This window comes from Oceanococcus atlanticus, assembly GCF_002088235.1.
Classification (GTDB): Bacteria; Pseudomonadota; Gammaproteobacteria; order Nevskiales; family Oceanococcaceae; genus Oceanococcus; species Oceanococcus atlanticus.
Genome location: NZ_AQQV01000002.1, coordinates 762,441 through 787,254, shown reverse-complemented (window position 1 = coordinate 787,254; position 24,814 = coordinate 762,441). Strand labels below are relative to the sequence as shown.

General features: G+C 63.1%; 20 protein-coding genes and 2 riboswitches. Of the genes, 13 read left to right on the top strand and 7 right to left on the bottom strand.

Features of this window, described 5'->3' with window-relative positions; genetic code table 11:
- From ATO7_RS10710 to ATO7_RS10695, 4 genes are read left to right on the top strand one after another with little or no spacing between them, the layout of a single operon-like run.
- Complete coding sequence (locus ATO7_RS10710; RefSeq protein ID WP_083561716.1) at positions 1 to 4,827, top strand: type I polyketide synthase; 4,827 nt, start codon at positions 1 to 3, stop codon at positions 4,825 to 4,827.
- A 48-nt stretch (positions 4,828 to 4,875) separates the two neighbouring features.
- Positions 4,876 to 5,772 (top strand): alpha/beta fold hydrolase, encoded by an 897-nt coding sequence (locus ATO7_RS10705; protein ID WP_083561715.1) that lies wholly within the window; start codon positions 4,876 to 4,878, stop codon positions 5,770 to 5,772.
- Positions 5,769 to 6,677 (top strand): extracellular catalytic domain type 1 short-chain-length polyhydroxyalkanoate depolymerase, encoded by a 909-nt coding sequence (locus ATO7_RS10700; protein WP_083561714.1) that lies wholly within the window; start codon positions 5,769 to 5,771, stop codon positions 6,675 to 6,677. Before ATO7_RS10705 ends, ATO7_RS10700 begins: the two co-directional genes overlap by 4 nt.
- A 12-nt stretch (positions 6,678 to 6,689) precedes the next feature.
- Positions 6,690 to 8,015 (top strand): TolC family outer membrane protein, encoded by a 1,326-nt coding sequence (locus ATO7_RS10695; RefSeq protein WP_083561713.1) that lies wholly within the window; start codon positions 6,690 to 6,692, stop codon positions 8,013 to 8,015.
- A gap of 32 nt (positions 8,016 to 8,047) precedes the next feature.
- Here ATO7_RS10695 and ATO7_RS10690 read toward each other — a convergent pair whose 3' ends face one another.
- From ATO7_RS10690 to argE, 3 genes are read right to left on the bottom strand one after another with little or no spacing between them, the layout of a single operon-like run.
- The gene (locus tag ATO7_RS10690) at positions 8,048 to 8,785 is read right to left on the bottom strand and encodes a 16S rRNA (uracil(1498)-N(3))-methyltransferase (RefSeq protein WP_083561712.1); all 738 of its coding nucleotides are present in this window, start codon (positions 8,783 to 8,785) and stop codon (positions 8,048 to 8,050) included.
- 5 nt (positions 8,786 to 8,790) lie between these two features.
- The gene (gene argA, locus ATO7_RS10685) at positions 8,791 to 10,059 is read right to left on the bottom strand and encodes an amino-acid N-acetyltransferase (RefSeq protein ID WP_083561711.1); all 1,269 of its coding nucleotides are present in this window, start codon (positions 10,057 to 10,059) and stop codon (positions 8,791 to 8,793) included.
- Positions 10,049 to 11,203: an acetylornithine deacetylase gene (gene argE / locus ATO7_RS10680; RefSeq protein ID WP_083561710.1), complete on the bottom strand. Its 1,155-nt coding sequence runs from the start codon at positions 11,201 to 11,203 to the stop codon at positions 10,049 to 10,051. Before argE ends, argA begins: the two co-directional genes overlap by 11 nt.
- Positions 11,204 to 11,348: 145 nt before the next feature.
- Between argE and ATO7_RS10675 the strand changes: the two genes are divergently transcribed.
- Positions 11,349 to 11,861, top strand: a complete 513-nt coding sequence (locus ATO7_RS10675; protein ID WP_158523163.1) for a retropepsin-like aspartic protease family protein — start codon at positions 11,349 to 11,351, stop codon at positions 11,859 to 11,861.
- A gap of 63 nt (positions 11,862 to 11,924) precedes the next feature.
- Here the strand turns inward: ATO7_RS10675 and ATO7_RS10670 are convergent, their stop codons facing one another.
- Positions 11,925 to 12,230, bottom strand: a complete 306-nt coding sequence (locus ATO7_RS10670; protein ID WP_083561708.1) for an EF-hand domain-containing protein — start codon at positions 12,228 to 12,230, stop codon at positions 11,925 to 11,927.
- A 305-nt stretch (positions 12,231 to 12,535) separates the two neighbouring features.
- Between ATO7_RS10670 and ATO7_RS10665 the strand changes: the two genes are divergently transcribed.
- The 4 genes from ATO7_RS10665 to ATO7_RS10650 are packed head-to-tail and all read left to right on the top strand — an operon-like array spanning position 12,536 to position 17,247.
- On the top strand, positions 12,536 to 13,048 hold the full coding sequence (locus ATO7_RS10665) for a UPF0149 family protein (protein ID WP_158523162.1): 513 nt from the start codon (positions 12,536 to 12,538) through the stop codon (positions 13,046 to 13,048).
- Positions 13,020 to 14,363, top strand: coding sequence for a Xaa-Pro aminopeptidase (pepP, locus tag ATO7_RS10660; protein ID WP_083561706.1), 1,344 nt, complete (start codon positions 13,020 to 13,022; stop codon positions 14,361 to 14,363). Before ATO7_RS10665 ends, pepP begins: the two co-directional genes overlap by 29 nt.
- Positions 14,360 to 16,039: a C4-dicarboxylic acid transporter DauA gene (gene dauA, locus ATO7_RS10655; protein ID WP_083561705.1), complete on the top strand. Its 1,680-nt coding sequence runs from the start codon at positions 14,360 to 14,362 to the stop codon at positions 16,037 to 16,039. Before pepP ends, dauA begins: the two co-directional genes overlap by 4 nt.
- Positions 16,036 to 17,247 (top strand): FAD-dependent monooxygenase, encoded by a 1,212-nt coding sequence (locus ATO7_RS10650; protein ID WP_083561704.1) that lies wholly within the window; start codon positions 16,036 to 16,038, stop codon positions 17,245 to 17,247. The genes dauA and ATO7_RS10650 overlap by 4 nt, the downstream gene beginning before the upstream one ends.
- Here the strand turns inward: ATO7_RS10650 and ATO7_RS10645 are convergent.
- From ATO7_RS10645 to ATO7_RS10635, 3 genes are read right to left on the bottom strand one after another with little or no spacing between them, the layout of a single operon-like run.
- Complete coding sequence (locus tag ATO7_RS10645) at positions 17,244 to 18,026, bottom strand: DUF6635 family protein (protein ID WP_083561703.1); 783 nt, start codon at positions 18,024 to 18,026, stop codon at positions 17,244 to 17,246. The two genes, ATO7_RS10650 and ATO7_RS10645, sit on opposite strands and share 4 nt — an antisense overlap.
- 19 nt (positions 18,027 to 18,045) lie before the next feature.
- Positions 18,046 to 19,731 carry a hypothetical protein gene (locus tag ATO7_RS10640; protein ID WP_083561702.1) on the bottom strand — a complete coding sequence of 562 codons (1,686 nt, stop codon included), beginning with the start codon at positions 19,729 to 19,731 and terminating at the stop codon, positions 18,046 to 18,048.
- Positions 19,732 to 19,740: 9 nt separating this feature from the next.
- On the bottom strand, positions 19,741 to 20,385 hold the full coding sequence (locus tag ATO7_RS10635) for a hypothetical protein (RefSeq protein ID WP_083561701.1): 645 nt from the start codon (positions 20,383 to 20,385) through the stop codon (positions 19,741 to 19,743).
- A gap of 197 nt (positions 20,386 to 20,582) precedes the next feature.
- On the opposite strand from ATO7_RS10635, the gene ATO7_RS10630 reads away from it, so the two are divergent.
- From ATO7_RS10630 to gcvPA, 4 genes are all read left to right on the top strand, one after another.
- The gene (locus ATO7_RS10630) at positions 20,583 to 21,647 is read left to right on the top strand and encodes an AraC family transcriptional regulator (protein ID WP_158523161.1); all 1,065 of its coding nucleotides are present in this window, start codon (positions 20,583 to 20,585) and stop codon (positions 21,645 to 21,647) included.
- Positions 21,648 to 21,706: 59 nt separating this feature from the next.
- Positions 21,707 to 21,800: riboswitch (glycine riboswitch) on the top strand.
- A gap of 1 nt (position 21,801) precedes the next feature.
- Positions 21,802 to 21,882: riboswitch (glycine riboswitch) on the top strand.
- A 30-nt stretch (positions 21,883 to 21,912) separates the two neighbouring features.
- A complete protein-coding gene (gene gcvT / locus ATO7_RS10625) occupies positions 21,913 to 23,010 on the top strand; it encodes a glycine cleavage system aminomethyltransferase GcvT (RefSeq protein ID WP_083561699.1) in 1,098 nt (365 codons plus the stop codon).
- Positions 23,007 to 23,399 carry a glycine cleavage system protein GcvH gene (gene gcvH, locus ATO7_RS10620; RefSeq protein ID WP_083561698.1) on the top strand — a complete coding sequence of 131 codons (393 nt, stop codon included), beginning with the start codon at positions 23,007 to 23,009 and terminating at the stop codon, positions 23,397 to 23,399. Before gcvT ends, gcvH begins: the two co-directional genes overlap by 4 nt.
- Before the next feature lie 52 nt (positions 23,400 to 23,451).
- Positions 23,452 to 24,813: an aminomethyl-transferring glycine dehydrogenase subunit GcvPA gene (gene gcvPA, locus ATO7_RS10615; RefSeq protein ID WP_083561697.1), complete on the top strand. Its 1,362-nt coding sequence runs from the start codon at positions 23,452 to 23,454 to the stop codon at positions 24,811 to 24,813.
- Position 24,814: the final 1 nt, after the last annotated feature.

Genomic DNA, 24,814 nt, shown 5'->3' with positions numbered 1-24,814 from the left:
ATGAGTGCGGATATTGCAATTATCGGGATGTCCGGCGTCTACGCCGGCGCCCGCGATGTGCCTAGCTTCTGGAACAACATCGTCAACAAAGTCGATGCCATCAGCGAGGCCGATGAAGAGTGGACCGGGCCGTATCTTGATCCGGCGAGCAAGGCCAACGATCGCATCTACACCAACCGTGGCGGCTTTCTCAAGGATTTAGCCACCTTCAATCCGGCCGAATTCGGCATCATGCCCAACGCCATTGATGGCGGCGAGCCGGATCAGTATCTGGCGCTGCGTCTGGCCCGCGATGCGCTGGCCGACGCCGGTTACATGGAGCGTGATTTCGATCGCGAGAAAGCCGGCGTGGTGCTGGGCCGTGGCACCTATGTGAACCGGGGTTACACCACCTTGATGCAGCATGGCCTGGTCATCGACCAGACCCTTGATCTGCTGCGTCAGCTGCGTCCCGATCTGGGGCCGCAGGAGCTGGCCCAGTTGCGCAGCCAGTTGAAAGACAGCGCGCCGCCGTTCACCACCGAGATGGCACCGGGGCTGGTGCCCAACGTGGTCAGCGGACTGATCTGCAATCGCCTCAACCTGATGGGGCCGAACTACATCATCGATGCGGCCTGCGCCTCGACCCTGATTGCCACGGATGTGGCCATGCGCGATCTCGCCGAAGGGCGCGCCGACATGATGGTGACGGGCGGAATTCAGGCGCACACGCCGCCCCAGATCTACATGATCTTCTGTCAGCTGGGTGCGCTGTCACGCGGCGCACTGCGTCCGTTCGACGCCAATGCCGGAGGGACCTTGCTGGGCGAGGGCGCCGGGCTGGTGGTGCTCAAGCGACTGGCCGACGCCGAGCGCGACGGCGACAAAATTTACGCCGTGATCCGCGGTTACGGGGCGTCCAGCGATGGCCGCGCCAAAGGTCTGCTGGCGCCGCGCAAGGAAGGCGAGGTGCTGGCGATCAAGCGCGCCTATGCCGATGCGCAGATCGATCCGAGCACGCTGGGGCTGGTCGAAGCACACGGCACCGGCATTGCGCTGGGTGACAAGACCGAAATCGAGTCGCTGACCGAGATTTTTGGCCGGCGCTCGCGCCTGTCGCCTTCGATTGCAATCGGCTCGGTCAAATCGATGATTTCACACTGCATACCGGCTGCGGGCAGTGCCTCGATCATCAAGACAGCGCTGGCCCTGCATCACAAGGTGCTGCCACCGACGCTGTGTGATGAGGTCAATCCGGCGCTGGAAATCGAGAAGACCCCGTTTTACGTCAATACCGAGACCCGTCCGTGGATTCACACCAGTGCCGCGCCGCGCCGCGCTGGTATCAACTCATTCGGTTTTGGCGGGGTCAATGCGCACCTGGTGCTGGAGGAGTACCGTCCGGCTGATGCGGTGCGCTTTGCCGCGCCGATGCCGAAGGCCCAGGCCCCGGCCAATGTGGCGCAGCCGGCACTGGCCGGTGGCACCGAGCTGCTGTGTTTCGCAGCGCCCAGCCACGCCGAGTTGCTTGATCAGGTGACGCGCGCCAAAGCCAGTTTGGACACCCTGACGCCAGCGCAACTGGCGGCGCAGCATAGCGCCGCGCAGGGCGAACATCGGCTGGCTTTGGTGTGCAGCGACAAGGCTGATCTGGTCAAGAAACTCGACACCGCAGTGGAAAAACTGGCGGCCTCGGACAAGCCCTTCAAGACCCGCTCCGGTGTCCACTATGGCCACGGCCAGCCGGCCGGCAAGGTTGCCGTGCTGTTTCCGGGCGAAGGCGCCCAGTATCCGGGCATGTTGTCGGAACTGGCCGTGGCCTTCCCGCAGGTGCGTGAGTGGTTCGATTTTCTCGACACCACGGTCAGCGCACGTGAATATCAGCCATCGGAGGCGGTGTTTCCCGCGCCCAACAGCCTGAGCGAGGACGCGCGTCGCGAACTCGAACACAAGTTGTTCGACATGGATCTGGCCTCCGAATCGGTGTTTGCCTCCAGTCAGGGCTTGTGGGCGCTGATGCGCGCCTGCGAACTCAAGCCTGACGTTTTGGTCGGGCATTCCACCGGCGAGAACACCGCACTGGTTGCCGCAGGCGCCATTGCCGCTTCGACACCGCAGACTCTGGCCGGGATTGCCCAGGGCCTGAATGCGATCTACCGCCAACTGGAATCCGAATCGGCGATCAAGACCGGCAGTCTGCTCACCGTGGGCGGGCTGGCGGCAGAGTCACGTGATGCGGTGCTGGCCGAGTTCGGTGATGCGCTGGTCGTGGCGATGGACAACTGCCCCAATCAGGCAGTGGTGTTCGGGGCGCCGGAGGTGGTTGCCAAGGCCCACAGCAAGCTCAGTGCAGCGGGTGCGATTTGCGCCGAACTGCCGTTCGGACGGGCCTATCACACGGCCGGTTTTGAGCCGGTGTCGAAAGCCTTTCGTACGTTCTACCAGGACCTGCCGATTGCCGCGCCACAGATTCCGGTGGTCAGCTGCGCCTCGATGCAGGCCTTTCCCGACGAGCCGGATGCTATCCGTGATCTGGCCTGCAGTCAGTGGGCCCGCCCGGTGCGTTTCCGCGAAACGGTGCAAAGCCTCTACGACGATGGCTTCCGGGTGTTTCTTGAGGTGGGGCCCAGCGCCAATCTCACCGCTTTTGTCGGCGACATACTCAAGGGCAAGCGCGATGTTCTGGCGCTGGCCAGCAATTCGCGTCGGCAGGGTGCGATGAAGGCGCTGCACGCGACCCTGGCTGCGCTGTTCGCAGCCGGCGTGCCGCTCAAGCTTTCGGCCCTCTATGCCGATCGCGCGGATGCGCGGGCGCCGCAGCCGGTCAAGCCGGGTGCTCGCCCGCTGAGCCTGGCCATGCCGCTGATTTCGTTCAAGGATGTGCCGCCGCTGCCAGCTCCCAAGGTGGCTGCGGATGCGCCGCCGCAAGCATCGACAGCGGCGCCGGTATCGGCACCTCAGGCGGCGCCGCCGAGTGACCCGCGCCAGCAGGCTTTGCAGTCGCACTTCGCGCTGATGCAGGAGTTTCTCGCCAGCCAGCAACGCGTGCTGGCCGGTGCGCCGCAGGGTGCTGCGTTGGCGCCATCGGCACCCGCAGTCAGCGCGCCCGCTGCGCCTTTGATCACCCGGGTGCTGAACCAGGACAGCGCCAGCTTGCAGGCCCAGGTGGATATTTCCGGGGCACGTGATCTGTATCTGCAGGACCATTGCATCGGCGCTGCGCCGTCGCGCTTGCAGGCCTTGCGCCCGCTGTCGGTGGTGCCGTTTACCTTCAGCATGGAAATGGCCGCTGAGGCCGCCGGGTTGCTCGCGCCCGCAGGCTGGGTGTGCAAGGCCCTGAACAACGTCCGCGGGCATCGCTGGCTGGCGCTGGATCACGGCAGTCTTTCGCTCAAACTGACGGCGACTTGCCAGCACGACGACGCCCGCCTCAAGCGCTATGCCGTGCGTCTGCTGATGGCGCAGCAGGGCAAGCCTGATTTGCCGGTGTTTGAAGCCGAAGTGGAATACGCGGCCGGGTTTGCCAGTGCGCCTCAAGCGCTGGAGTGGCAGTCCGAGGCCGCGCATGCGCCGCGCCGCAATCCACCGGCGGAGCTGTACCAGCACGGCATGTTCCATGGCCCGCGTCTGCAAGGCGTGAAAGCGCTGAAACGCTGGGGCAGTCGTTCGGTCGAGGCCGAGCTTGAGGTGCTGCCGACCGCCGACTATTTCGCCGATGACGCCCAGCCGCGTTTTCGCATCGACCCGGCGCTGCTGGACGCGGCCGGGCAGCTGGCCGGCTACTGGCTGACCGAGAAGTACGATGGCGGTTTCAACTGTTTTCCCTTCCAGATCGAGCGTTACGAGCAGTTCGCAGCCATGCCGGCACAGGGTGCGCGGGTGCTGTGTCGTGGCGACATCGTCGAACACGACGCCCCGACCTTCGCCGCGCAGTGGGATCTGATCGATGCGCAGGGCGGTGTCATCGCCCGCGCCAGCGGCTGGACCGATCGCAAGTTCGAGCTGCCGCAGCGCTACTACCGTTACCGTCTTGATCCCCTCAGCAATTATCTGAGCGCCGCGCTGCCCGCCGACGACCTGCCGGCCGGGTTTGTGCTGCGCAAGATGGACTACTTTGCCGACAACCTGATGGGTGAAGCCTGGGGCGTGTGGATGCGTGTGCTGGCGCACATGCTGCTTGATGAGGTCGAGCGCAACACCTTCTATCAGCTGCCGGACAAAGGGCCGCGGCGTGAGGAATGGTTGATGGGACGGGTTGCGGCCAAGGAAGCGGCACGGCTGTGGATACAGCGTGAGTACCAGATCGACCTGGCCAATGCCGATATCCGCATCGATAACGATGCTCATGGCCGTCCGCGGGTGCAGTGTGCCGCCCTGGAAGGGCGTGTGGCGCCGTCGATCTCGATCAGCCACAGCGGTGCAACCGCCGTGGCGGTTGCGGGCGATGCGCAGCTCGGACTGGGTGTGGATCTGCAGCACGCCGATGCAGTCAACAGCGCCGATGTTGAACGTGGCGGTCTGACCGACGGCGAACGCCGCCTGCTGGAAAACACCAGTGGCGCTGAACGTGGGCAACGTGTGGTGGCCCTGTGGGCGGCCAAAGAAGCGGTGGCCAAGGCTCTGGGGCACGGGCTCAAGGGGCGGCCACAGGCCTTCATGGTGACCCAGGCCGTGTTCAGTCCGCGTGATGGTCGGCCGGCCCTGGCGCAGGTCCATTACCAGGGCAACGATTACAGCGTGCAGTGGCTCAAAGCCGATACCGGCGGTGCGCTGGCGCTGGCCAGTGTGTTCAGTATGTCGCAGGCATCATCCGATGCGGCGATCCGCAGTACCGGAGGCGTGCTCTGAGCCGGCGGTTCTGAGCACGTTCTTCGCCATAACAGTGAGGTAGACAGGATGTCATACGCGCAATGCAACGGATGCCGGATTGCTTATCAGCAGTTCGGTGAAGGTCCGGACCTGATCATGATCCACGGGCTGGCCACCAACCGCGCGTTCTGGTTCGCCGATCTGGCGCAGCGACTCAAGGCGCACTATCGGGTGACCCTGTACGACCTGCGCGGCCATGGCTACAGCGAGCGCACCGAGGGCGGTTACGGGGCCCAGGATATGGCCATCGACCTGCTTGAGTTGCTCGATCAGTTGTCGATCGAACAGGCCGATGTGGTGGGGCACAGCTACGGCGGTGGTGTCGGGCTGGAATTGGCCGTGCTGGCGCCGCAGCGGGTCCGCTCGCTGGCCTTGCTGGACACCAAGATCAATCGCCTGCAGCCGGAACAGCGGCTGGCGGATTCTGACTACCTGTCGGCTGTCGAGCAGGACGTGCTGGTCACCGATGGTCGCGATTGGAGTCACGAAAAGCACGTTGGTCTGAAATACCTTGAGGTGATGGCCCGCCTGCGTCTGGACGGTTACGAGTCCAGCACGCGTGATCAGTACACGCCTTTCGGGGCCGGGCGTGGTGGCCTGCGCACGGCCAAGCAGTATGTGACCCTGCTGGATGAGACCCGGGCCGGACGCGAGTTCTGTCTGCAGGGGGCGTGCAGTGAGGAGCTGGCTGCGCTGCGTGTGCCGCTGTTGCTGATGTACGGCGAGTTTTCGCGCTGTCTGCCCAGCGGTCGGGCCATGCTCGGTCTGCACGACGATGCGCGCTTTTGCATCGTGCCGCAGGCCGGACACTTCTTCCCGGCCAGCCACCCCAATGTGGTGATGCGTGAGCTGGGTGGCTTTCTGGGGCTGGAGCGTACGGGGCGCGCTTTCGCACCCTCCGAGCTGCTGAGGAACGTATCGTGAGGTTCAAGCTTGCAAGTCTGACGCTGGCCGCAGTGCTTGCGGCGTGCGCCATGAATGCGCCGCCGGCCAAGGCCCAGGCCTGTGATGGTCAGGCCAAACCGGGTATGCATGAGGCCGAGATGGATTTCGGCATGCTGGATCGCAGCTACAAGGTTTATGTGCCCAAGAACTGGGACGAGAAAACCCGGCGGCCGCTGGTGCTGGGTTTGCATGGTGGCTTTGGCACCGGGCAGATTTTCAACGAACAGACCCGAGCTGCGGAGCAGGCCGACAAGTACAACATGCTGCTGGTGCTGCCGGATGGGCGCCTGAAGTCGTGGAATGCCGGAACCTGTTGCGGCGCCGCGGCCAAGTTCGGTGTGCGTGACGTGGATTTCATCGAGGCCCTGGTCGAGGCGGTCAGCGCCCAATATTGTGTGGACAAGAGCAAGGTGTTCGCCACCGGCTTCTCCAATGGCGCGATGCTCAGTCACCGCGTGGCCTGCGAGAAGCCCGGCCTGCTCAAGGCCATTGCACCGGTCTCGGGCGGCATCATGAGCGAATGCAAAAATGGCTCGGCGGTTTCAGCCTTGTTGATCCAGGGGCGCGATGACCCGCGCATCTTCTGGAATGGCGGTACCTTTGACGACACTTATCGTCCGTCCATGCGTGAGGTGGTCAGCGCCCTGGCTCGCCGCAACGGTTGTGCCGAACAGGAAAAGGCCGTCAGCAAATCCGCAACTGGGGTAGAGTGTCGCCAACGCACCGGTTGTGACGGTCATCCGATCACGTATTGCGGGGTGGACAAGGTCGGGCACCAGTGGCCTGGTGGCAAGTCCTACTGGGTCGACGAACTCGGCCCCAATACCCGCGCCTTTGACGCCACAGCCGAGATTTTCAAGTTTTTTGCCGATCAGGCGCGCTGAATAAAGAGTCGAATGAGTGCAAAACGTGTCGCCGCGGTTGTGGCACTGCTGTTGCCCGGGCTGGCCGATGCGGGCTTGCTGGCCGATCTGTACGCCGAGGCGTTGCGCACCGAACCAGGCTACCAGGCGGCCCTGAGCGATCGCGATGCGGCTTTGCAGGGCGTGCCCCTTCTGCGCGCTTCGATCCTGCCGCAACTCAGCCTTGACGGTTACTACTCGCACATCATCGACGACACGCAGCGCACGCGATTCCCCGGCTATGAACCGCAGGAACTGGATGCGGATATCTGGCAGCTGGGCCTGCGTCTGACCCAACCGGTTTTTGATTGGGCGGTGTTTGCCCGGCTGCGGCAGATTGATGCCACGGCTGCGGTGGCCGAGCTCACCCTGCGCGAGGCGCGCCAGCAGCTCATGCTGACCCTCAGCCGGCGTTATTTTGGCTGGCTGGGCGCGCTGGATGATCTGCGCCTGGCCACCGAGCAGAAGCAGGCCATCGCCGAGCAGCGCAAGGAAACTGCGGTGCGGGTGGAGACCGGCTACGCCACCGAAGCCGATTTGCAGCAGCTGATCGCTGCCTATGACAGCGCCGTGGCGGATGAATTGACGGCCGCAGCACGCCTGCGCTCGGCGCGGGAAGCGGTGCTCGAAGTGAGTGGTGTGGCACCACGTTTTCCGCAGCCGCTGGCACAGGATCTGCAAACTTTGCCACCCCAGCCGGCCCAGCCCGAGCAGTGGGTAGAGCGGGCCCTGGCCAACAACCTGGGTTTGCGTCTGGCCGAGCTCGATCTTGAGCGTGCGCGTGAGGACTACCAGGCGCAGCGCGGCGAACACATGCCCAGCCTGGCACTGGAAGTTGAACACCGCTGGCAGGACACCGCCGAGTTGCAGCTGGGTCGTGAGGCGGAGACCTCCAGCGCCTTGCTGCGTCTGCATGTGCCGCTGTTTTCCGGTGGTGGTACGTCGGCCAAGGTGCGCGCCAGCAGCCTCGGGCTGGATGCCGCGCAGTCACGCCTGCAGGCCCAGCGTCGCAGTGTGGTGCGAGCCACACGTGATGCCTACGATGGGGTGGTGACCGGCATTCAGCGTCTGCGCGCATCCGAGCAGAGCGTGGCTTCAAGCCAGGCTGCCCTTGAGGCTATTGCCGGTGGCTGGGAAAGTGGTATCCGGACCTCGGCCGAGCTGGTCGATGCGCGCAAGAACGTGTTCCAGGCCCAGCGCAATGCGGCGGCCGCTCGCTACGCCTTCCTGCTCAATGTGCTGGCTTTGCAGGAGGTTGTTGGCAGCCTCCAGGATCAGGATCTGCTGGCTCTGGACCAACGCCTGCTCAGCGCCGAATAAGACAGCTGCGGCCAGCGCTGGCGCGCAGGAGCTTATTGGCCCAGATCACCAAACTGCAGTTGCAGCGCGGCCAGCGCCGCCACCGCCGCGGTTTCGGTGCGCAGAATTCGCGGTCCCAGGCGCAGGCGCTGCAGGCCGGCACGCGCGGCCAGCGCCACCTCATCCTCGCTCAGTCCGCCCTCCGGCCCGATTAGCAACTTGAAGGCCTGATCCAGGTTCGGCGGGTTCAGGCCGTCGAGCGCTGCGCCAGCCGGATCAAGGACCACGCCTTGATGTGCGCCAGCGGCCAGGAACTCGACCAGTTTTATGCAGGGCTGGATCGTTGGTACCACGGTGCGCCCGCATTGCTCCGCCGCCGACAAGGCCACCGCCTGCCAGTGCGCCTGTTTTTTGTGCAGGCGTTTGGCGTCGAGCTGAACGCCGCTGCGTTCGGTCATGACCGGCACGATGCTGTGGACGCCAAGTTCAACCGATTTCTGGATCGCATAGTCCATGCGATCGCCGCGTGAAACGCCCTGCACCAGCACGCTGTGCAGGTTCGATTCGCTCAGACGCTGGTCTGCGCTGTCGATGCGCAAGCTGAGACGGTGCTTGTCGGCCGACTGGATGTGCGCGGCGAACTCGCGGTCGGGGGCCTGGAACAGCACCACCGCATCGCCCTCGCGGCGTTTGAGTACGCGCAACAGATGATGCGCGCGTTCATCGTCGAGTTGCACCACTTCGCCCGTAGTCAGGGCCTCGGGCCAGTGCAGGCGCGGTGTATGAGCCATGCGCGTTACAGGTCCTTGATCAGCACCTTGGAATTGCGCTGGTAGTTGTAAAACGCCTGTCTTTGCTGCGGCAGCTCGTCCAGCGATCCGCGCCGGAAGCCGTGTTCGATAAACCAGTGCTCGGTCTGGGTGGTGAGCACGAACAGGCGCTTCAGGCCCATGCCGCGGGCGGCCTGCTCGGTGTGATTGAGCAGGGCGTTGGCGCGGCCACCATGCTGGTAATCCGGGGCCACGATGATGCAGGCGAGTTCCGCGCAAGCCTCTTGCGGATAGGGGTACAGGGCCCGACAGCCGATGATGGTGTCGTCGCGCGCCATCACCGTGAAGCGCTCGATCTCCAGCTCCAGCTGCTCGCGTGAGCGCGGCACAATGACGCCGGCCCGTTCCAGGGGCTCGATCAGCTGCATCAGTCCGCCGATGTCATCGATGGTGGCCTGGTGCAAGCTGTCGAAGGCCTGGGCGCTGACCATCAGGCCGCAGCCATCACGGGTGTAAAGCTCGCGCAGCAGGGCGCCGTCCTGGGCTGCGTTGAGAATGTGCACGCGCGGAATGTCGGCACGCACGGCGTTCAGGGCCAGGGTCTGGATCGGGTCCTCATTGCTGGCCGCGTTGTTCAGGCTCAGTTCGCCGCGCGCGATGTCGGCGTCGGTGAACAGCACCAGCTTGTCCGCACGCATGGCCTTGGCCGTGGCCAGCGCCAGATCGTCGCTGCGCAGGTTGAAGGTTTCGCCTGTGGGCGAATAGCCCAGCGGGCCGAGCAGCACGATGCGTCCGTTGCCCAGATGATCGGCAATGGTGTCGGTGTCGAGGCGCCGCAGTACGCCGGTGAACTGCAGGTCCACACCCTCCAGAATGCCGACTGGCCGCGCGGTGACGAGATTGCCGCTGGCCACGTGAATCCGCGCACCGCCCATCGGGGTGCTGGCCAGCCCGGTCGACAGCGCGGCCTCGAACTCGCTGCGCAGCTGGCCGACCGCTTCGCGTACGCAGTCCAGGGTCAGTGCGTCGGTCACGCGATGGCCGGCCACCATCGGCATGTGGTGTTGCTCGCGGGCCAGCCGCATTTCGATCTGCGGGCGTGCGCCAAGCACCAGGATCAGTTTGAGGCCCAGGCTGTGAGCCAGGGCCAGATCATAGATCAGCGGCTTGAACGCATCCGTTGCGGCCACATCGCCGGGGATGTGGACCACGCAGATACGCCCGCTATGGGCGTTGATATACGGTGCGGCACTGCGCAGCGCCTGCGGAAATGCCATCGGGTTGTCACTGCTCATGACAGAAATCCTTCACCAGGCCGCGCAGGATGTCCATCATCGGCGCGACCTGATCCATGCTCAGGTACTCGTTGGGCTGATGAGCCTGAGCGATATCGCCCGGGCCCAGCACCAGGGTCTGCAGGCCCATCTGGTTGAGATAACCACCTTCGGTGCAGAAATTGACCGCCTGTGCCGGGCAGTCGGTCAGGCGCTCTGCGGCCTTGACGATGGCCGCATCTGCCGCCGTCTCAAACGGCTCGGCACCTTCGAATACGGTGTCGTGCTCCCATTGCCAAGGGCCTTCGCCCAATGCTGCGTCCATGCGCGCACGCGCTTCCTGGCGCAGGTCTTCGAGATTAAGGCCGGGCACCGGGCGCAGGTCAAACTGCAATTCGCAGGCGGCCGGAATGCGATTGGGGCTGTCGCCACCGTGAACGCAACCGGGGTTGAGCGTGGAGTGCGGCACGGGAAATTCCTCGCGCAGCAAACGCGTCTTGAGTTCATCGCGCAGACCGAGCAGTGCGCCCAGCGCCTGGTGTACCCCCTCGACGGCATTGATACCCGCAGCCGGGTTGGACGAATGTCCGGCGTGGCCGCGCACGCGCAGCACATCCATGAAGATGCCTTTGTGCATGCGCACCGGGACCAGGCCCGTGGGTTCGCCGACCAGGGCATGCCGACCGAGCGGGCGACCGGCCTTGAGCAGGGCCTTGGCCCCGTCCATGCCGGATTCTTCATCGGCGGTGGCGAGGATGACCAGCGGTTGCTTGAGGTCAACATCCTTGAGTTCGGCCGCCAGCTGCACACACAGAGCGAAAAAGCCTTTCATGTCGCAGGTGCCAAGGCCGTGCCAGCGGTCGTGCGCGTCGCGTAACTTGAACGGGTCGCTGTCCCAGCCGCTGTCGTCGTACGGCACGGTGTCGGTGTGGCCGGACAGCACCAGTCCGCCGTCGCCGTGTCCGCGCGTCGCGATCAGGTTGTATTTGCCCGGACTGCCGTCAATGGGCAGCAACTCGCAGGCAAAGCCCAGCGGCTCCAGCCAGTTGGCGAGCAGGGCACAGACGGCATGGTTGCTGGTGTCGAGCGCGCGCAGCGTGCTGCTGACGGACGGTGTGCCGATCAGCTGGCTGAGGGTCTGGACGAGTGTCGGGCTGGTGATCATCGCCCTATTATCGGGCAAATTCTGCTGCTTTGGCGGTGATCCGCATTGCGATTGTGACCCGCTTCACGCAAAGTTCTCTCAGCCCTGCCTAGACTGCACACAGGTGCCGGTGATGCAGCCGGCTGAATGGACTGGAGGGTCTGATTTGTACTTGCGATTTGTCACATTCGCGCTGCTGATGCTGAGCACTGCGGCGCAGGCGCAGCCACAAACGACGGCGCACTCGCCCATGCACAGCGTGGCGATGCAGCGTCAATCCACCGGGACGTTTTACCTCAACGCGGCGTTTGCGGGCAGCGAGTCGTTCTCGCTGCTGGTCGACACCGGTTCCAGCTTCATGGTGATCCCGCAGGATATGCTGGATGAGTTGCTGGCGCGTGACGAGGCCCAATTCGATCGCAACATCGGCGCGCGCATGGCCGACGAGTCGGTGCGCAAAGTGCCGATCTACCGGATCAAGGCGTTGCGCCTGGGTGAGTCGTGCTGGTTACATGACGTCGAAAGCGCGGTATTCCCCAGCGGCACCCGGCCCATACTGGGGATGCGTGCGCTTGAGCGACTGGCACCGTTCCAATTTTCTATAGCACCCGCCGAGCTGAGCTTGAGCCGCTGTCAGCTGATGACAGCCGGTGATACGCAAGCGCTGGCCATGCCCTGAGCGCTCCCGGCGCATAAAAAAGCGCCCGGCCGAAGCCGGGCGCGGTGCGGCGTGCGCTGCGTTTTATTGCGGCGTGGTTTCACCCAGCGGCTGGGTGTTCATGTCGGTCGCCGGCTGATCGGACATTTCACCTTCCGATTCGAAACGGGCGAACTCGCCCCATTCCAGAACGCCGTTGCCGTCGGTGTCGATCTGTTCGAACTGCTTGGACAGCTCGTTGTCAGCGCCGGCTTCGGTCTTGGAAATCTTGCCGTCGCCGTTGCGGTCGAGATCGGTGTAAGGGGTCTGGGACTCGGCGATGGCCGTGCCGGCCAGGCCCAGCAGGGCAGCGGAGGTCAGAGCCAGTGCAGTGTGACGTACCTTGTTCATGCTTCTCTCCTTAGATAGCAAATGGTTTGCGAGGGGCGTTGGGGGAGTGTCCCGCTCGCAGTTGCACTACAACAATCCCTGTGCCAGTTTTTAAAACCACATATAAAACAATGGGTTATTGATCTTTGATCGGCGCGGGGCTGGGTTTGCCCCGCTGCCTGTCGGCAATCTGTTGCTGAACGGCAACAATCGAACTAAGGAGCCCCGCACGAAGGCGTGGTGTTGGGGCTTTGCGGCTGTCGCTTAACACCGACAGCAGGGTCGTCTTGATGGTGCCTGCTGCGGTGGCATGGGATAATGCAGATATGCATGAACAGACTTACAACGCACTCGCCGATTGGCTGACCGAAGTCGAATCGACCACCAGCCCGGCTGGATTCCATGGTCAGATTGCCGGTATGTGGTGCCGTCATACCCAGCTGCCGGACGATCTGGCGCTGGATGAGGTCAACCGCAACACGCCCGCCTGGGCGGCTTTGCTCGATTATGCCGCTCAGGTGCGCGGCGATCTGGAAGACCCGGCCTGCAGTTTTCAGCCGGTGTTGCCGCCGGACAACGCCCCGCTGACTGAGCGGGTGGCCGCACTGGCGGACTGGAGCGCCGGACTGATGTTTGGTGTGGGCAGTGCCGGCGAACTGGACAAGGAAAAGGCCTCGGATGAGGTCAAGGAACTTCTGCGCGACCTGATGGAGATCTGCAAGATCAGCGTGGAAGAGGACGAAGACGGCGAAGCCGAAGAGGCCTACACCGAAATCGTGGAATATCTCAAAGTGGCAGCACAGACGCTCTATGTCGAACTACATCCCCAGGCCGGCTGAGGCCCACATCAGCGCTGACGAATTTGCTCGGCGCCGGCGCGCCCTGATGGATGCCATCGGGCCTGATGGCGTGGCCATCATTCCTGCCGCGACCGAGCAGACGCGCAACAGCGATGTGCACTACCGTTTTCGTCAGGATTCGGATTTCCGCTACCTCACGGGCTTTCCGGAGCCGGACGCCTGGGCGGTTCTGGCGCCGGGGCATGCCGACGGCGAGTTCGTCATGTTCTGTCGTCCACGTGACAAGGCGCGCGAGCAGTGGGACGGCTATCGGGCCGGGCCGGAAGGTTGCGTGGCGCGCTATGGCGCAGACCGGGCTGAAGTCATCGCCGATCTCGACAGCAAGATGCCGGATCTGCTCAAGGACCGTGAAGTGGTGCACTTCACCAGTGGCTGGAAGCAGGCCAATGATGTCAGCCTGCAGCGCTGGCTTGGCGCGGTGCGGGCGATGGTGCGCACCGGCGTTCAGGCACCGACTCAGGTTCATCAGATCGGCGCGATCCTGCACGAGCAGCGCCTGCGCAAGTCGCCGGCTGAGGTGGCCATGATGCGCTATGCCGCCCAGGTTTCGGCCGCTGCGCATGTGCGGGCCATGCAGCGTGTCAGCCCTGGTATGTACGAGTATCAGCTTGGTGCCGAATTGCATCACGACTTCGAGCGTCATGGCATGGAATGCGCCTACGGCAGCATTGTTGGCGGGGGCGCCAATGCCTGTGTGCTGCACTATGTCGAGAATGCCCAGCCGCTGGCTGATGGTGATCTGTGCCTGATTGATGCCGGTGCCGAGTTCGAAGGTTACTGCGCCGACATCACCCGTACCTTTCCGGTCAACGGGCATTTCAGTGCGGCTCAGCGGGCGGTTTACGACATCGTGCTGGAGTCGCAGATCGCCGCAATCGAGGCGGTGCGCAAAGACGCCAGCTGGATGGCGCCGCACGAGGTGGTGGTGCCCATACTGACCCAGGGGCTGGTTGATCTCGGCCTGCTCAAGGGCAATGTTCAGGATTTGATCGAAACCCAGAAGTACACCGAGTTCTTCATGCACAAGACCGGTCACTGGCTGGGCATGGATGTTCATGATGTGGGCAACTATCGGGTCAACCGGCGCTGGCGTGCGTTGGAGCCGGGCATGGTTCTGACCATTGAGCCTGGCCTGTATCTGTCGGCCGGTAGCCCCGGCGTGAGCGAGGAATTCGCCAACATCGGCATTCGCATCGAGGACGATGTGCTGGTGACCGAGGCCGAGGCCGATGTGCTGACCCGCGACGTGCCCAAATCCGTGGACGATATCGAAGCGCTCATGGCCCAGGCATGATCGCCGCTGCCTTACGTGAGGCCTGGCGCGAGGGCAGCCTGATCAGCACACTGCCGGCCAATATCGTGGCCGGCATCACCGTGGGTATCGTGGCCTTGCCGCTGTCCATGGGGCTGGCCATTGCCAGTGGCGTGGCGCCACAGCACGGTCTTTACACCGCCATCGTGGGAGGTCTGCTGATCGCGTTGCTGGGTGGTTCAAGGGTCAACATTTCCGGTCCCACGGCGGCCTTTGTGGTGGTCCTGTTGCCGGTGGTGCAGCACTACGGGCTGGCCGGGTTGTTGCTGGCCGGTGCCATGGCGGGTGTGATCATGATGGCGTTCGGTCTGCTGCGGCTGGGCGGTTTGATCCAGCTGATTCCTTACCCCGTGGTGGTCGGCTTCACCTCCGGCATCGGGGTGGTCATCGCCACCCTGCAATTGAAGGATTTTCTTGGGCTGAGCCCATCCGGCGAGGCGCTGCATTTTGTCGACAAGCTGTGGCAGATGCTGATCGCCTTGCCGACTTTGCGCTGGCAGGAGCTTCTGATCGGCGCGCTGACGTTTGCGGTGCTGGTGCTGTGGCGGCGGGTCAAAACCCGGGTGCCGTCGTATCTGGTGGCGCTGCTGATCGGCACCTCGCTGGCGGCGGGTTTCAATGCGGCGGAGAGCCTGCCGGATGTCGAAACCATCGCCACCCGCTTCAGTTTCGAGCGCGACGGTCAGGTCATCGCTGGTATTCCCGCCATCGCCCCGCATGTGCTGCTGCCCTGGCATTTGCCTGGCGCAGACGGTCAACCGCTGAACGTGAATCTGAGCCTGATCCGCGAGTTGCTTGGCCCGGCCTTTGCCATTGCTTTGCTGGGTGCGCTGGAGTCCTTGCTGTGCGCGCTGGTGGCGGATGGCATGACCGGTTCACAGCACAATCCGGACAGCGAGCTGATCGGCCAGGGTGCCGGCAATATTGCGGTGGCGTTCTTCGGTGGCATTCCGGCCACGGCGGCGATCGCACGCACCGCAACCAATGTGCGCTCCGGCGCCACCACACCGGTGGCGGCCATCACCCATGCCGTGTCGGTGTTGCTGGCTATGCTGCTGCTGGCGCCGTGGCTGTCCCTGATCCCGATGGCCGCGATGGCTGCGGTGCTCTTGATGGTGGCCTGGAACATGAGCGAGGCGCACCACGCCTTGCGCATTGTGCGGCGTGCGCCGCGCGCCGATGCGGCCGTGTTTTTCACCTGTTTCAGTCTGACCGTGCTGATCGACATGCAGGTGGCCGTGGCGGCCGGGGTGGTGCTGGCCTCCTTGCTGTTCATGCGTCGCATGATCGAGTTGACTGGCGCTCGGCAGATCGGCAGCAGCGTGCATGTGCATGACCAGGATCAGCCGCGCGGTGTGGTCATATACGACATCAACGGGCCACTCTTCTTTGGTGCCGCACACAAGGCGCTCAAAGTGATTTCCACCGTCGACCGCGAGGTTCACACGGTGATTCTGGATCTGGCCGATGTCTCCATGCTCGACACCACTGCGATGATGAATTTGGAATCGATTGCGCGTGACCTGGGCGGGCGTGAACAGCGTCTGATTCTGGTCAATGTAAGTGCGCGTTTGCACGACAAGATGCAGCGCTATGGTCTGCTTGCTCAGCCTGCGCTGAGCGTGCGCGCAGACCTTGCGACGGCGCTGTCCGCATGAGCAGCCAACGCCATGATCTTGCCGTGGTCGGCGCCGGGCCGGTGGGTGCGCTGACGGCACTGCTGGCCGCTGAGCGTGGTTTTTCAGTGGCCTTGCTGGATGCCACGCCCGAGCTTGGCAATGCGCCGCCCGACGGCGAGTACGATTTGCGTGTGGTTGCGCTTTCGCCGGGTTCGCGCGCGCTGTTCGAGCAGGCCCACGCCTGGCCGGAAGCGTTAGCTGCGCGTATCCAGCCGTACCAGCGTATGCATGTGTGGGATGCAGACGGCAAGGGCGAAATCGATTTTGATGCGGCTTCTCTGGGCCGTGAGAGCCTCGGTCAGATCATCGAGGTGCGTGTGTTGCAGTGGGGACTGGATCAGGCTGTTGCGCATCATGCGGGGATTACGCGATATGCCGACAGCAAGCTGCAGCAGCTGATACCCGATACACAGGGCAGTCGCCTGCACTGCGCCAATGGTCAGGTGCTGGAGGCCAGCGTGGTGGTCGGCGCCGATGGTCGCGATTCGCGCGTGCGAGCGGCCAGTGGCATTGGTATCGAAACCCGCGATTACGCGCAAAGTGGGGTGGTTGCGGTGCTCGATGCCCAGCCTGCTTTTTCCGACTGCGCGCGTCAGGTGTTTACCCCGCGCGGGCCGCTGGGCCTGTTGCCGTTGCCGCATGAACAGGTGTCGATTGTCTGGTCGGTTGAGCAGGCCGAAGCACAGCGTCTTTGCGGCCTTAGTGATGAGGCATTCTGCCAGGAGCTGGCGCATGCGGTCGGCGATCAGCGCTTTGCCTTGCGCAGTCGGCGAGTCAGTTTTCCGTTGCGGCTTCAGCATGCCACCGCCTATGCCCAGGATCAGGTGGCGCTGGTTGGCGACGCCGCGCATGTGGTGCACCCGCTGGCTGGTCTGGGTATGAATCTGGGGTTTGAAGATGCCGCCGCGCTGATCACGGCGCTGGATACACCACGCCGGCTGCGTGCGCCGCGTGCGATCGATGCCGCGCTGCAGCGGTATGCGCGTCAGCGGCGTCGTCAGGTGTTGCCGGCGCTGGGGCTGATTGATGGCCTGGATGCACTGTTCGGGGCGCGCAGCGCAGAGTTAATGCGTTTGCGTGCCGCCGGTCTGGGTCTGGTGGATCGGCAGCAGCGGATGAAGGCCGAATTCATGGCCTACGCCCTGGGTGGTCAGCAACACGCGCCCGGCGCAAGCGTGCAGCGCTAGAGACGTAACCAGTCCAGGGCGTCGAAAGCGCGCGCCCAGAACGGTTCGCGCGGCTGGTAGTGGTGCGCCTGTTGGGTCTGCAAATCTTTGTCGATGGCATTGAGCAGGCGGTTGAGCCGGCGTCGGTGCCAGCCCAGCGCATGCTGCACAGGGTCCATCAGCAGACCGGACAGTGCCGCGGTCAGCGCGATCATGACCATGACCAGGGCAATCGCCGTGAAGCTAAGCCACAGCGGGGTATCCACCGGAAACCAGCCATACCAGAGACGGCCGAGGCTTTCGCCGGCCCAGAAATGGCTGATTGCCCAATGCTGGGTCAGGGCATCACCAGTGTGCTGACCCAGGCTCAGGCCGCCGGGCGTGAATTGACGAAACAGCAACATGCCGCTGACCAGCACGGCCAGGTTGGCGCTGATGTCAGCCATCGCGTTGCGTGCTGCCTGGTAGCGCATCAGATTGAGCGCCACGATGCGTTGTTGGCTGGTATCCAGCGTGTTGCCCCATCGAGGCCTGATCAGCTCATCGGTGATCGCCTGACGAACCCGCTGCTGTACCCGGGTGGCCAGGCCAGAGGGTAACTCGCGCACGATGCGGGCGGTGCGCTGCAGGCCCAGCCAGGCCAGCAGTTGCGCGCTGATCTGCAACAGCACCCACAGCGGTGCGTAGAACACATTGAGCGGCGCCCGCAGCAGATCCAGGCCCAGCGCCTGTCGATTGAGTGACCAGGCTCCGCGCCAGGAAAAATGCCGCGCGCAGAACGACGCGACGGCCTTGGCCATCGCGTCTGCTGGGGCGGGTTCAGGGGGCCATTTCGGCCTCGCCGTTTGGGGTGCGCTCAAAGGTCCAGGAAAAGCCGTTCATGCGGCCTGAAGGGGTGAGCGTGATGCTATCCGACACGCCGCTCATGCGCACATCGGTGAACTTGTCGCCATCAAGGTACAGGTCGATGAAAGCACGCTGGCGCGGCGACAGTTCATCGCGCATGGCCAGCAGCGCGTCGGGAATTTCGATGTTGCCGCGGAACTTGCGCGGATTGTCGTCAAGACCGCGTTCGCGCGGGGTTTGGCGAATGACATCGACCACGTGCAGGGTCAGATCCATGTGTTCATCCACGCTGGTGTGAATGCGCAACGTGGTGGGTGAACAGTAGAAATTGAAGTCGGTCATTTCGGCGGCCCAGTCAGCATCCGTCTCCAGGCTGTCGGCCGGATTCAGCGCGGGGAGCGCCGTCAGGTTGCGGGCAAAATGCTGGTCTTCGTTGTCGCCGATGTCGAGCATGCTGGTGTCGCCCGGGCGGTTGTCGAGCAGAGTGCCGCGCAGAGGGTTGCCGGTGGCAACGAATTGCCAGGCCGCAGTTGTCATCTCCTCGACTTCTTTCTCCCAGTAACCGGTCTCACCGGCCTGGTTGAGGCCTTCGATGCGCATCACCCGGTGCTGCATGTTTTCCCCGACCTTGTGGATGCTGATGATGTGGGTGATTTGGCCCGGCACTTTGGGTTGCTGGACCCACTCGAAGGACGGCAACTGAATCTTGGGGTTGCGGACTTCGCTTTGATCTTCGAAAGCGTATTGGAAAAAAACTTCATTGACGCCGGCAAGGTCAAAATCGTAGTGGCGGGTGAAGATGTCGCCATAGCGATTGATGGTGATCAGGGTGGAGCCACTGGAATTCAGATTGATGCCTTTGAAACGGCCACGTAGTGGTCCGCAGGCTTCGTAACTTTCGTCCTTGGCCAGCCAGGGGTCGATGTAGCCGTAACGTTGGCCGCCGTTACGCAGCATCCAGATATGCGACACCTTACCGTCGCCCACCCGATGCAGGTTTCCAGCGGTGTCGGTCCAGTTTTTGTCTTCGCTGTTGGAGATGACGGTCCAGCTCCAGGACAGATAGTCTTCCTGGATGTGGTAGCCAGTACCCAGCCACACCGGCGTGCCCCAGCGCGAGGTCCAGTTGAACAGCAACGGGTCCTTGAGGACGTTGTCTAGGCCGTAGATATCGCCGTTCTTGCGAATTGCGATGAGTTCATCATCATCGGCGGAGATACCGATCAGGGTGCCGGCCAGGCAATTGGGCATATAGACCTGGGTCCAATCGTCTTCGACACCTGTAACCGCCGTGTTGTGCTTGTACCAGACGTTGCCTTCATGCAGGACAAACTGGTACTTGCGATTGAATGTTTCGGTGTCAGTACGCAGGTATATCTGTTCCGGAAAGTCGGCCGGTGGTGGCGACACCAGATCAAGCAGCGGGCCACCGATATCGGGCAAAAAATCAACCTGTAGCGGGTCAGGAATGCCCATGGTTCCTATGTACAGGACGCAATTGTCCAGTTCGGCATCATGATCAACCCGTTCAACGAACGGAGCATCCGGACCGAGCGGTAGCGGTTGGTAGGTGCTGCTATGTTCCGGAGTTGCGGTGCGGCCGCCCTGGCACGCGGCCAGACTGCAGGCCAACACGGCCAGAAAAATTTGCTTTGCCATGAGGTCTCCTTACAGCCAGCCGAGTATCACGCCAAACACCAGCAGGCCGCTGCCGACCACACCGGCAAGGCTGCTGACCGTGATGATTTGATGGGTGCGCGAGCGCATGTCATGCACCCAAGCGCCGACGAGATAGAACGGCATATAACCAAACAGAAAAATCAGCCATGGGAAGGATGCGCTCCAGTAGCGCCATTCCCAGACCAGTGCACCAATGTGGTTGAGCCAGATCTCGGTCAGCACCGACAGCGCCGAATTGCCGGCCGCCCAGACCAGGCGGTTGTTCAGGCCCAGAATTCTGGCTTTGGGGTCTTTGGGCAGGGTCAGCATGGCGGCCAGGCCCAGCACCGCAAACATCAGGCTGATCTCGATGTTCAGGCCGATAAGCAGCAGATAGGCGGTGTCGGCGGGGGCGCCCCAGGCCGGCGCGAAGTTGCTGAAATGAAAGATCAGGCCGTTCCAGAGCTCGTTGAACCAGTCCATCAGCCAGAACGCCAGACCGCCGAGAATGATCGACCAGCGCCCGGCGTGCCATTGCTGTGAATACATGTAGATCACCATCACGAACAGTGGGATCACGTACCACTGAAATGTGGCGCTGTCGCGCAAAATGCTGTGCGCGGCTTGTGCCGAAGCGGCCCATTGGTCTGCCATACGTAGAGCTTGAAGTGGACAAGCAGACCAGCTTAGGGCGCGCCAAGGCAGTGGGTCTTGTGCGATGCGGTCAGGAATTTTGCCGCAGTGGCCAGATGCGTGCTTGCCATGATGTCGATGCTTGTGGCGCTATGATCTGTGCTGTGGGCACTCTCGGGAGACGATTGTCCACTGCACATGGCATCACCAATACATATATGGATAAGCCCGCAACACAGACCTCACCCCAGGCGCTCACCTCGTACAGCGTGGCGGCCTCTTACATTGCCTGTTTGCTCGATACGGCGGAGCAGCAGGGCGCGGACAGGGATCAATTGCTGCGAGAGAGTGGCCTCACTGCAGAGCAGCTGGATCCGGGCAGCGCGCGTCTGCCGGTTGGCGTGTTGCTCAAACTTTTTGTGCTGGCCGAACGGCTCACGGGTGACAGCATGATAGGCATCCACATGGCCGAGAACGTCCGGCCGGGGACCTTCAATGCCCTGGGTTATGCGGCCATGAGTTGTTCAACCCTGGGCGACGCGCTGTGCATGATTCCGCGTTACGAAGCGCTGGTTTACGACGGTGGACGGACAAAGGTCGAGTGCCGCGACGGGCGCGTTTGCGTGAGTTGGGCATCGGGTTTGCCGGAACAGCATGATCTGCGCGCGTTCAACGAGGTTATCGTCGGTGGCTGGTTGAGCTTCGGGCGCTGGATTGCCGGACGACACGGCCACGATGGGTTGGCTATCAGTTTTCGCCACCAGGCGCCGCCGCAGCTGGATGAGTACATCCGGTTTTTCGATTGTCCGGTGCGTTTCGCCGCGCCAACCAACAGTCTGTCTGGTCCGCTTCAGGCTCTGCAAATGCCATTGCTTCAGCGTGATGAGGAAATGCATGCGCTGATGGAAAATCACGCCCAGATTGCATTGGGGCGTATTCGCGAAGGACGTGATGTAACGGCGCAGGTGATCGCCCATATCCAGCGCCTGCTGCCGGTGCGGGCGCCGGCGCTGAGCAGCGTGGCCGCCGAGCTGCATGTCAGCGAGCGCACCTTGCGGCGTCGCCTGCAACAGGAAGGCGCGCAGTTCTCCGAACTGGTCAGTCAGGTGCGACGTCAGCTCAGCCAGCATTATCTGGAGCGCACCACGCTGTCCATTTTAGAAGTTGCGCTGCTACTGGGGTATGCCGAGCAAAGCTCCTTTACCGCGGCGTTTCGTCAGTGGTTCGGACAATCCCCGCGCGACTATCGCAAGCAGCACAGGCCGGCATCGACGCCACGATGACAGTGCATTAGCGCAAAGGCTATAATCCGCCCTCAGCTCGATTCGGTTTCGGCCGAATTGTCGCAAACGTGGGAGAGTGCAGCGCCTGATGCGTTGCCGCCGAAGGCGCAAATCCGCCCGGAATCGCTCAGGCCCATGGACCGCGTGCGCGAATTCGGCTGACTCTGGAGAGCGGTGATCTGTGATCACCCACCGAAGGGGCTTAACTCTCAGGTTATAGGACAGAGGGGCGGCGATCATTCAACCGATTCAGGTGAGATACGCCGTGGCTCAGACAACGCCTCTTTATCAGAAACACCAGCAGGCCGGCGCCAAGCTGGTCGACTTCGCCGGCTGGGATATGCCCCTGCATTATGGCTCGCAGGTCGAAGAGCACCATGCCGTGCGGCGTGATGCCGGGATGTTCGATGTTTCGCACATGTGCGCGGTCGATGTGTCCGGCGACCAGGCGCTAGCCTTTCTGCAGTATCTCCTGGCCAACGATGTGGCGCGTGTGGCCGCCGGCAAGGCGCTCTACTCGTGCATGCTGAATGAGCAGGGCGGGGTGGTCGATGACCTCATCGTATATGTCCTGAATGGCTTTTACCGCGTGGTGGTCAATGCCGGCACGGCCGACAAGGACGTGGCCTGGATGCAGGCGCGCAGCCAGGGGTTCGCCGTTGACATCAAGGTGCGGCGCGATCTGGGCATCATCGCGGTACAAGGCCCCGATGCACGTGAAAAAGCGCTGCCGCTGCTGCCCCAGGCTTATCGCGCCCCGGCGGCCGAACTGGGTGTGTTTGAGTGCGTGGGAGATGGCCAGGGCCTGATCGGACGCACCGGCTACACCGGAGAAGATGGTTTTGAATGCATCCTGCCGGTCGACGATTTGCCGGCCCTGTGGGATACACTGGTGACCGCGGGCGTCGCGCCGTGCGGTCTCGGCGCGCGTGACACGCTGCGCATGGAAGCGGGTATGAACCTGTACGGCCAGGACATGGATGAAACCATCACGCCGCTGCAGGCCGGGCTGGGCTGGACCGTGGCCTGGGAACCCGAGGCACGCGATTTCGTGGGGCGCAAGGCCCTTGAACAACAGAAGGCCGCGGGCCAGCTGCCGCGTTTTGTGGGGCTGGTGCTGGAAGGGCGCGGCATCATGCGCGCGCATCAGGTGGTGGACACCCCGGCTGGCCCTGGCGAGGTGACCAGCGGCGGCTTCTCACCCACGGCCGGCGTGTCGATCGCGCTGGCGCGCATTCCCCGGGGCGATTTCGACCGGGTTGAGATTCAGATTCGCAACAAGAACGTGCCGGCGCGGGTGGTCAAAGCCCCGTTCGTGCGCAATGGAAAAATCCTGATTGATCTACCGGAGGCCTCGTCATGAGCCAGATTCCCGCAGAACTGAAGTACACCAAATCTCACGAATGGATTCGCCTCGAAGCCGACGGCAGCCTGACCATCGGCATCACCGATCACGCTCAGGAAGCGCTGGGTGATCTGGTGTTCGTGGAAACCCCGGAAGCCGGCCAGAGCTTTGGTTCGGGCGATGCCGCTGCGGTGGTTGAGTCGGTCAAGGCCGCCTCCGACGTCTATGCCCCGGTTGCTGGCGATGTGATCGGCGGCAACGAGACACTGGCGGATGCGCCGGAAACCCTGAATGACGATCCCTATGGCGAAGGCTGGATTTTCAAGCTCAAGCCTGCCGATGCCGGCGAGCTGGACGGCCTGATGGGCGCGGACGGTTACGCCGACTTCCTCAAGTCCGAACAGTAATTTCACCGGCCCCGTCCTAAGGACTCAGGGCCGGTTTCAGCGAGACGCAGATATGCCTTTCATTCCGCATACGGAAGCCGAGGTCAGCCGCATGCTGGCCGCGATCGGTGCCAACAGCATCGAGGACCTGTTTGACGAGATTCCCGAGAATCTCAAGGTCGAATCTTTTGACAACATTCCGGCGCGCCGCTCCGAGATGGAAGTCTCGCGCCTGATGCACGAGCGTGCTGAGACCGACGGTCAACCGCTGTGCTTCATCGGTGCGGGTGCCTATGAGCACCATATTCCGGCTGCGGTGTGGCAGATCGCAACCCGTGGTGAATTCTATTCGGCCTATACCCCGTATCAGGCGGAAGCCAGCCAGGGCACGCTGCAGCTGATTTACGAATATCAGACCATGATGTGCAGCCTGACCGGCATGGACGTGTCCAATGCTTCGCTGTACGACGGGGCTTCCGGCCTGGCCGAAGCGGTGCTGATGGCCGCGCGGGCCAATCGCAAGGTCAAAGAACATCGGGTGCTGATGCCGGCTTCGGTGCATCCGTACTACCGCGCTTGTGCCAAGGCGATCTGTGATGCGCAGGGTTTCGAGTTCATCAGCATCGACTTTGATAGCAGCACCGGCACGACCTTGCTTGAGAGTCTCAAAGCCTACGAAGGTCAGGCGATCTCCTCGCTGGTGATTCCGCAGCCCAATTTCTTCGGCCAGCTGGAAGCGGTGGATCAGCTGACCGACTGGGCGCACGCCCAGGGTGCGCTGGTCATCGGTGTGGTCAATCCGGTGGCGCTGGCGCTGCTCAAGGCGCCCGGGCAGTGGGGTGCGCAGGGCGCGGACATCGTGTGTGGCGACGGCCAGCCGCTGGGTGCACCGCTGTCTTCGGGCGGGCCGTACTACGGGTTCATGTGTTGCAAACAGCAACACGTGCGGCAGATGCCGGGGCGCATTGTCGGGCGCACGGTCGATCTGGAAGGCAAGGTCGGCTACACCCTGACCCTGCAGGCGCGCGAGCAGCACATCCGGCGTGCCAAGGCGACCTCGAATATCTGCACCAATCAAGGCCTGGTGGTGACCGCGTCAACCATTCACATGTCTCTGCTCGGCGCGGAAGGTTTGCGTCGTGTCGCGTCAGCCTGCTGGCACAACACGCGCAAGCTGGTGGATGCCCTGACCAGCATCGACGGCGTTGAAGCCGTGTTCAGCGGTGCCGGTTTCCATGAGGCGGTGATTCGCTTGCCCAAGCCGGCTGCTGAAGTGATCGATGCCCTGTCCAAGCGCGACATCCTGGCCGGCCTGGATTTGCGCGCGCATTACCCGGACTTGGGCGACGCCCTGCTGGTGTGCGTAACCGAAACCAAGAGCGACGCCGACATCGCCCGTTATGTCGACGAACTCAAAGCTGTACTGGGAGCTTGAT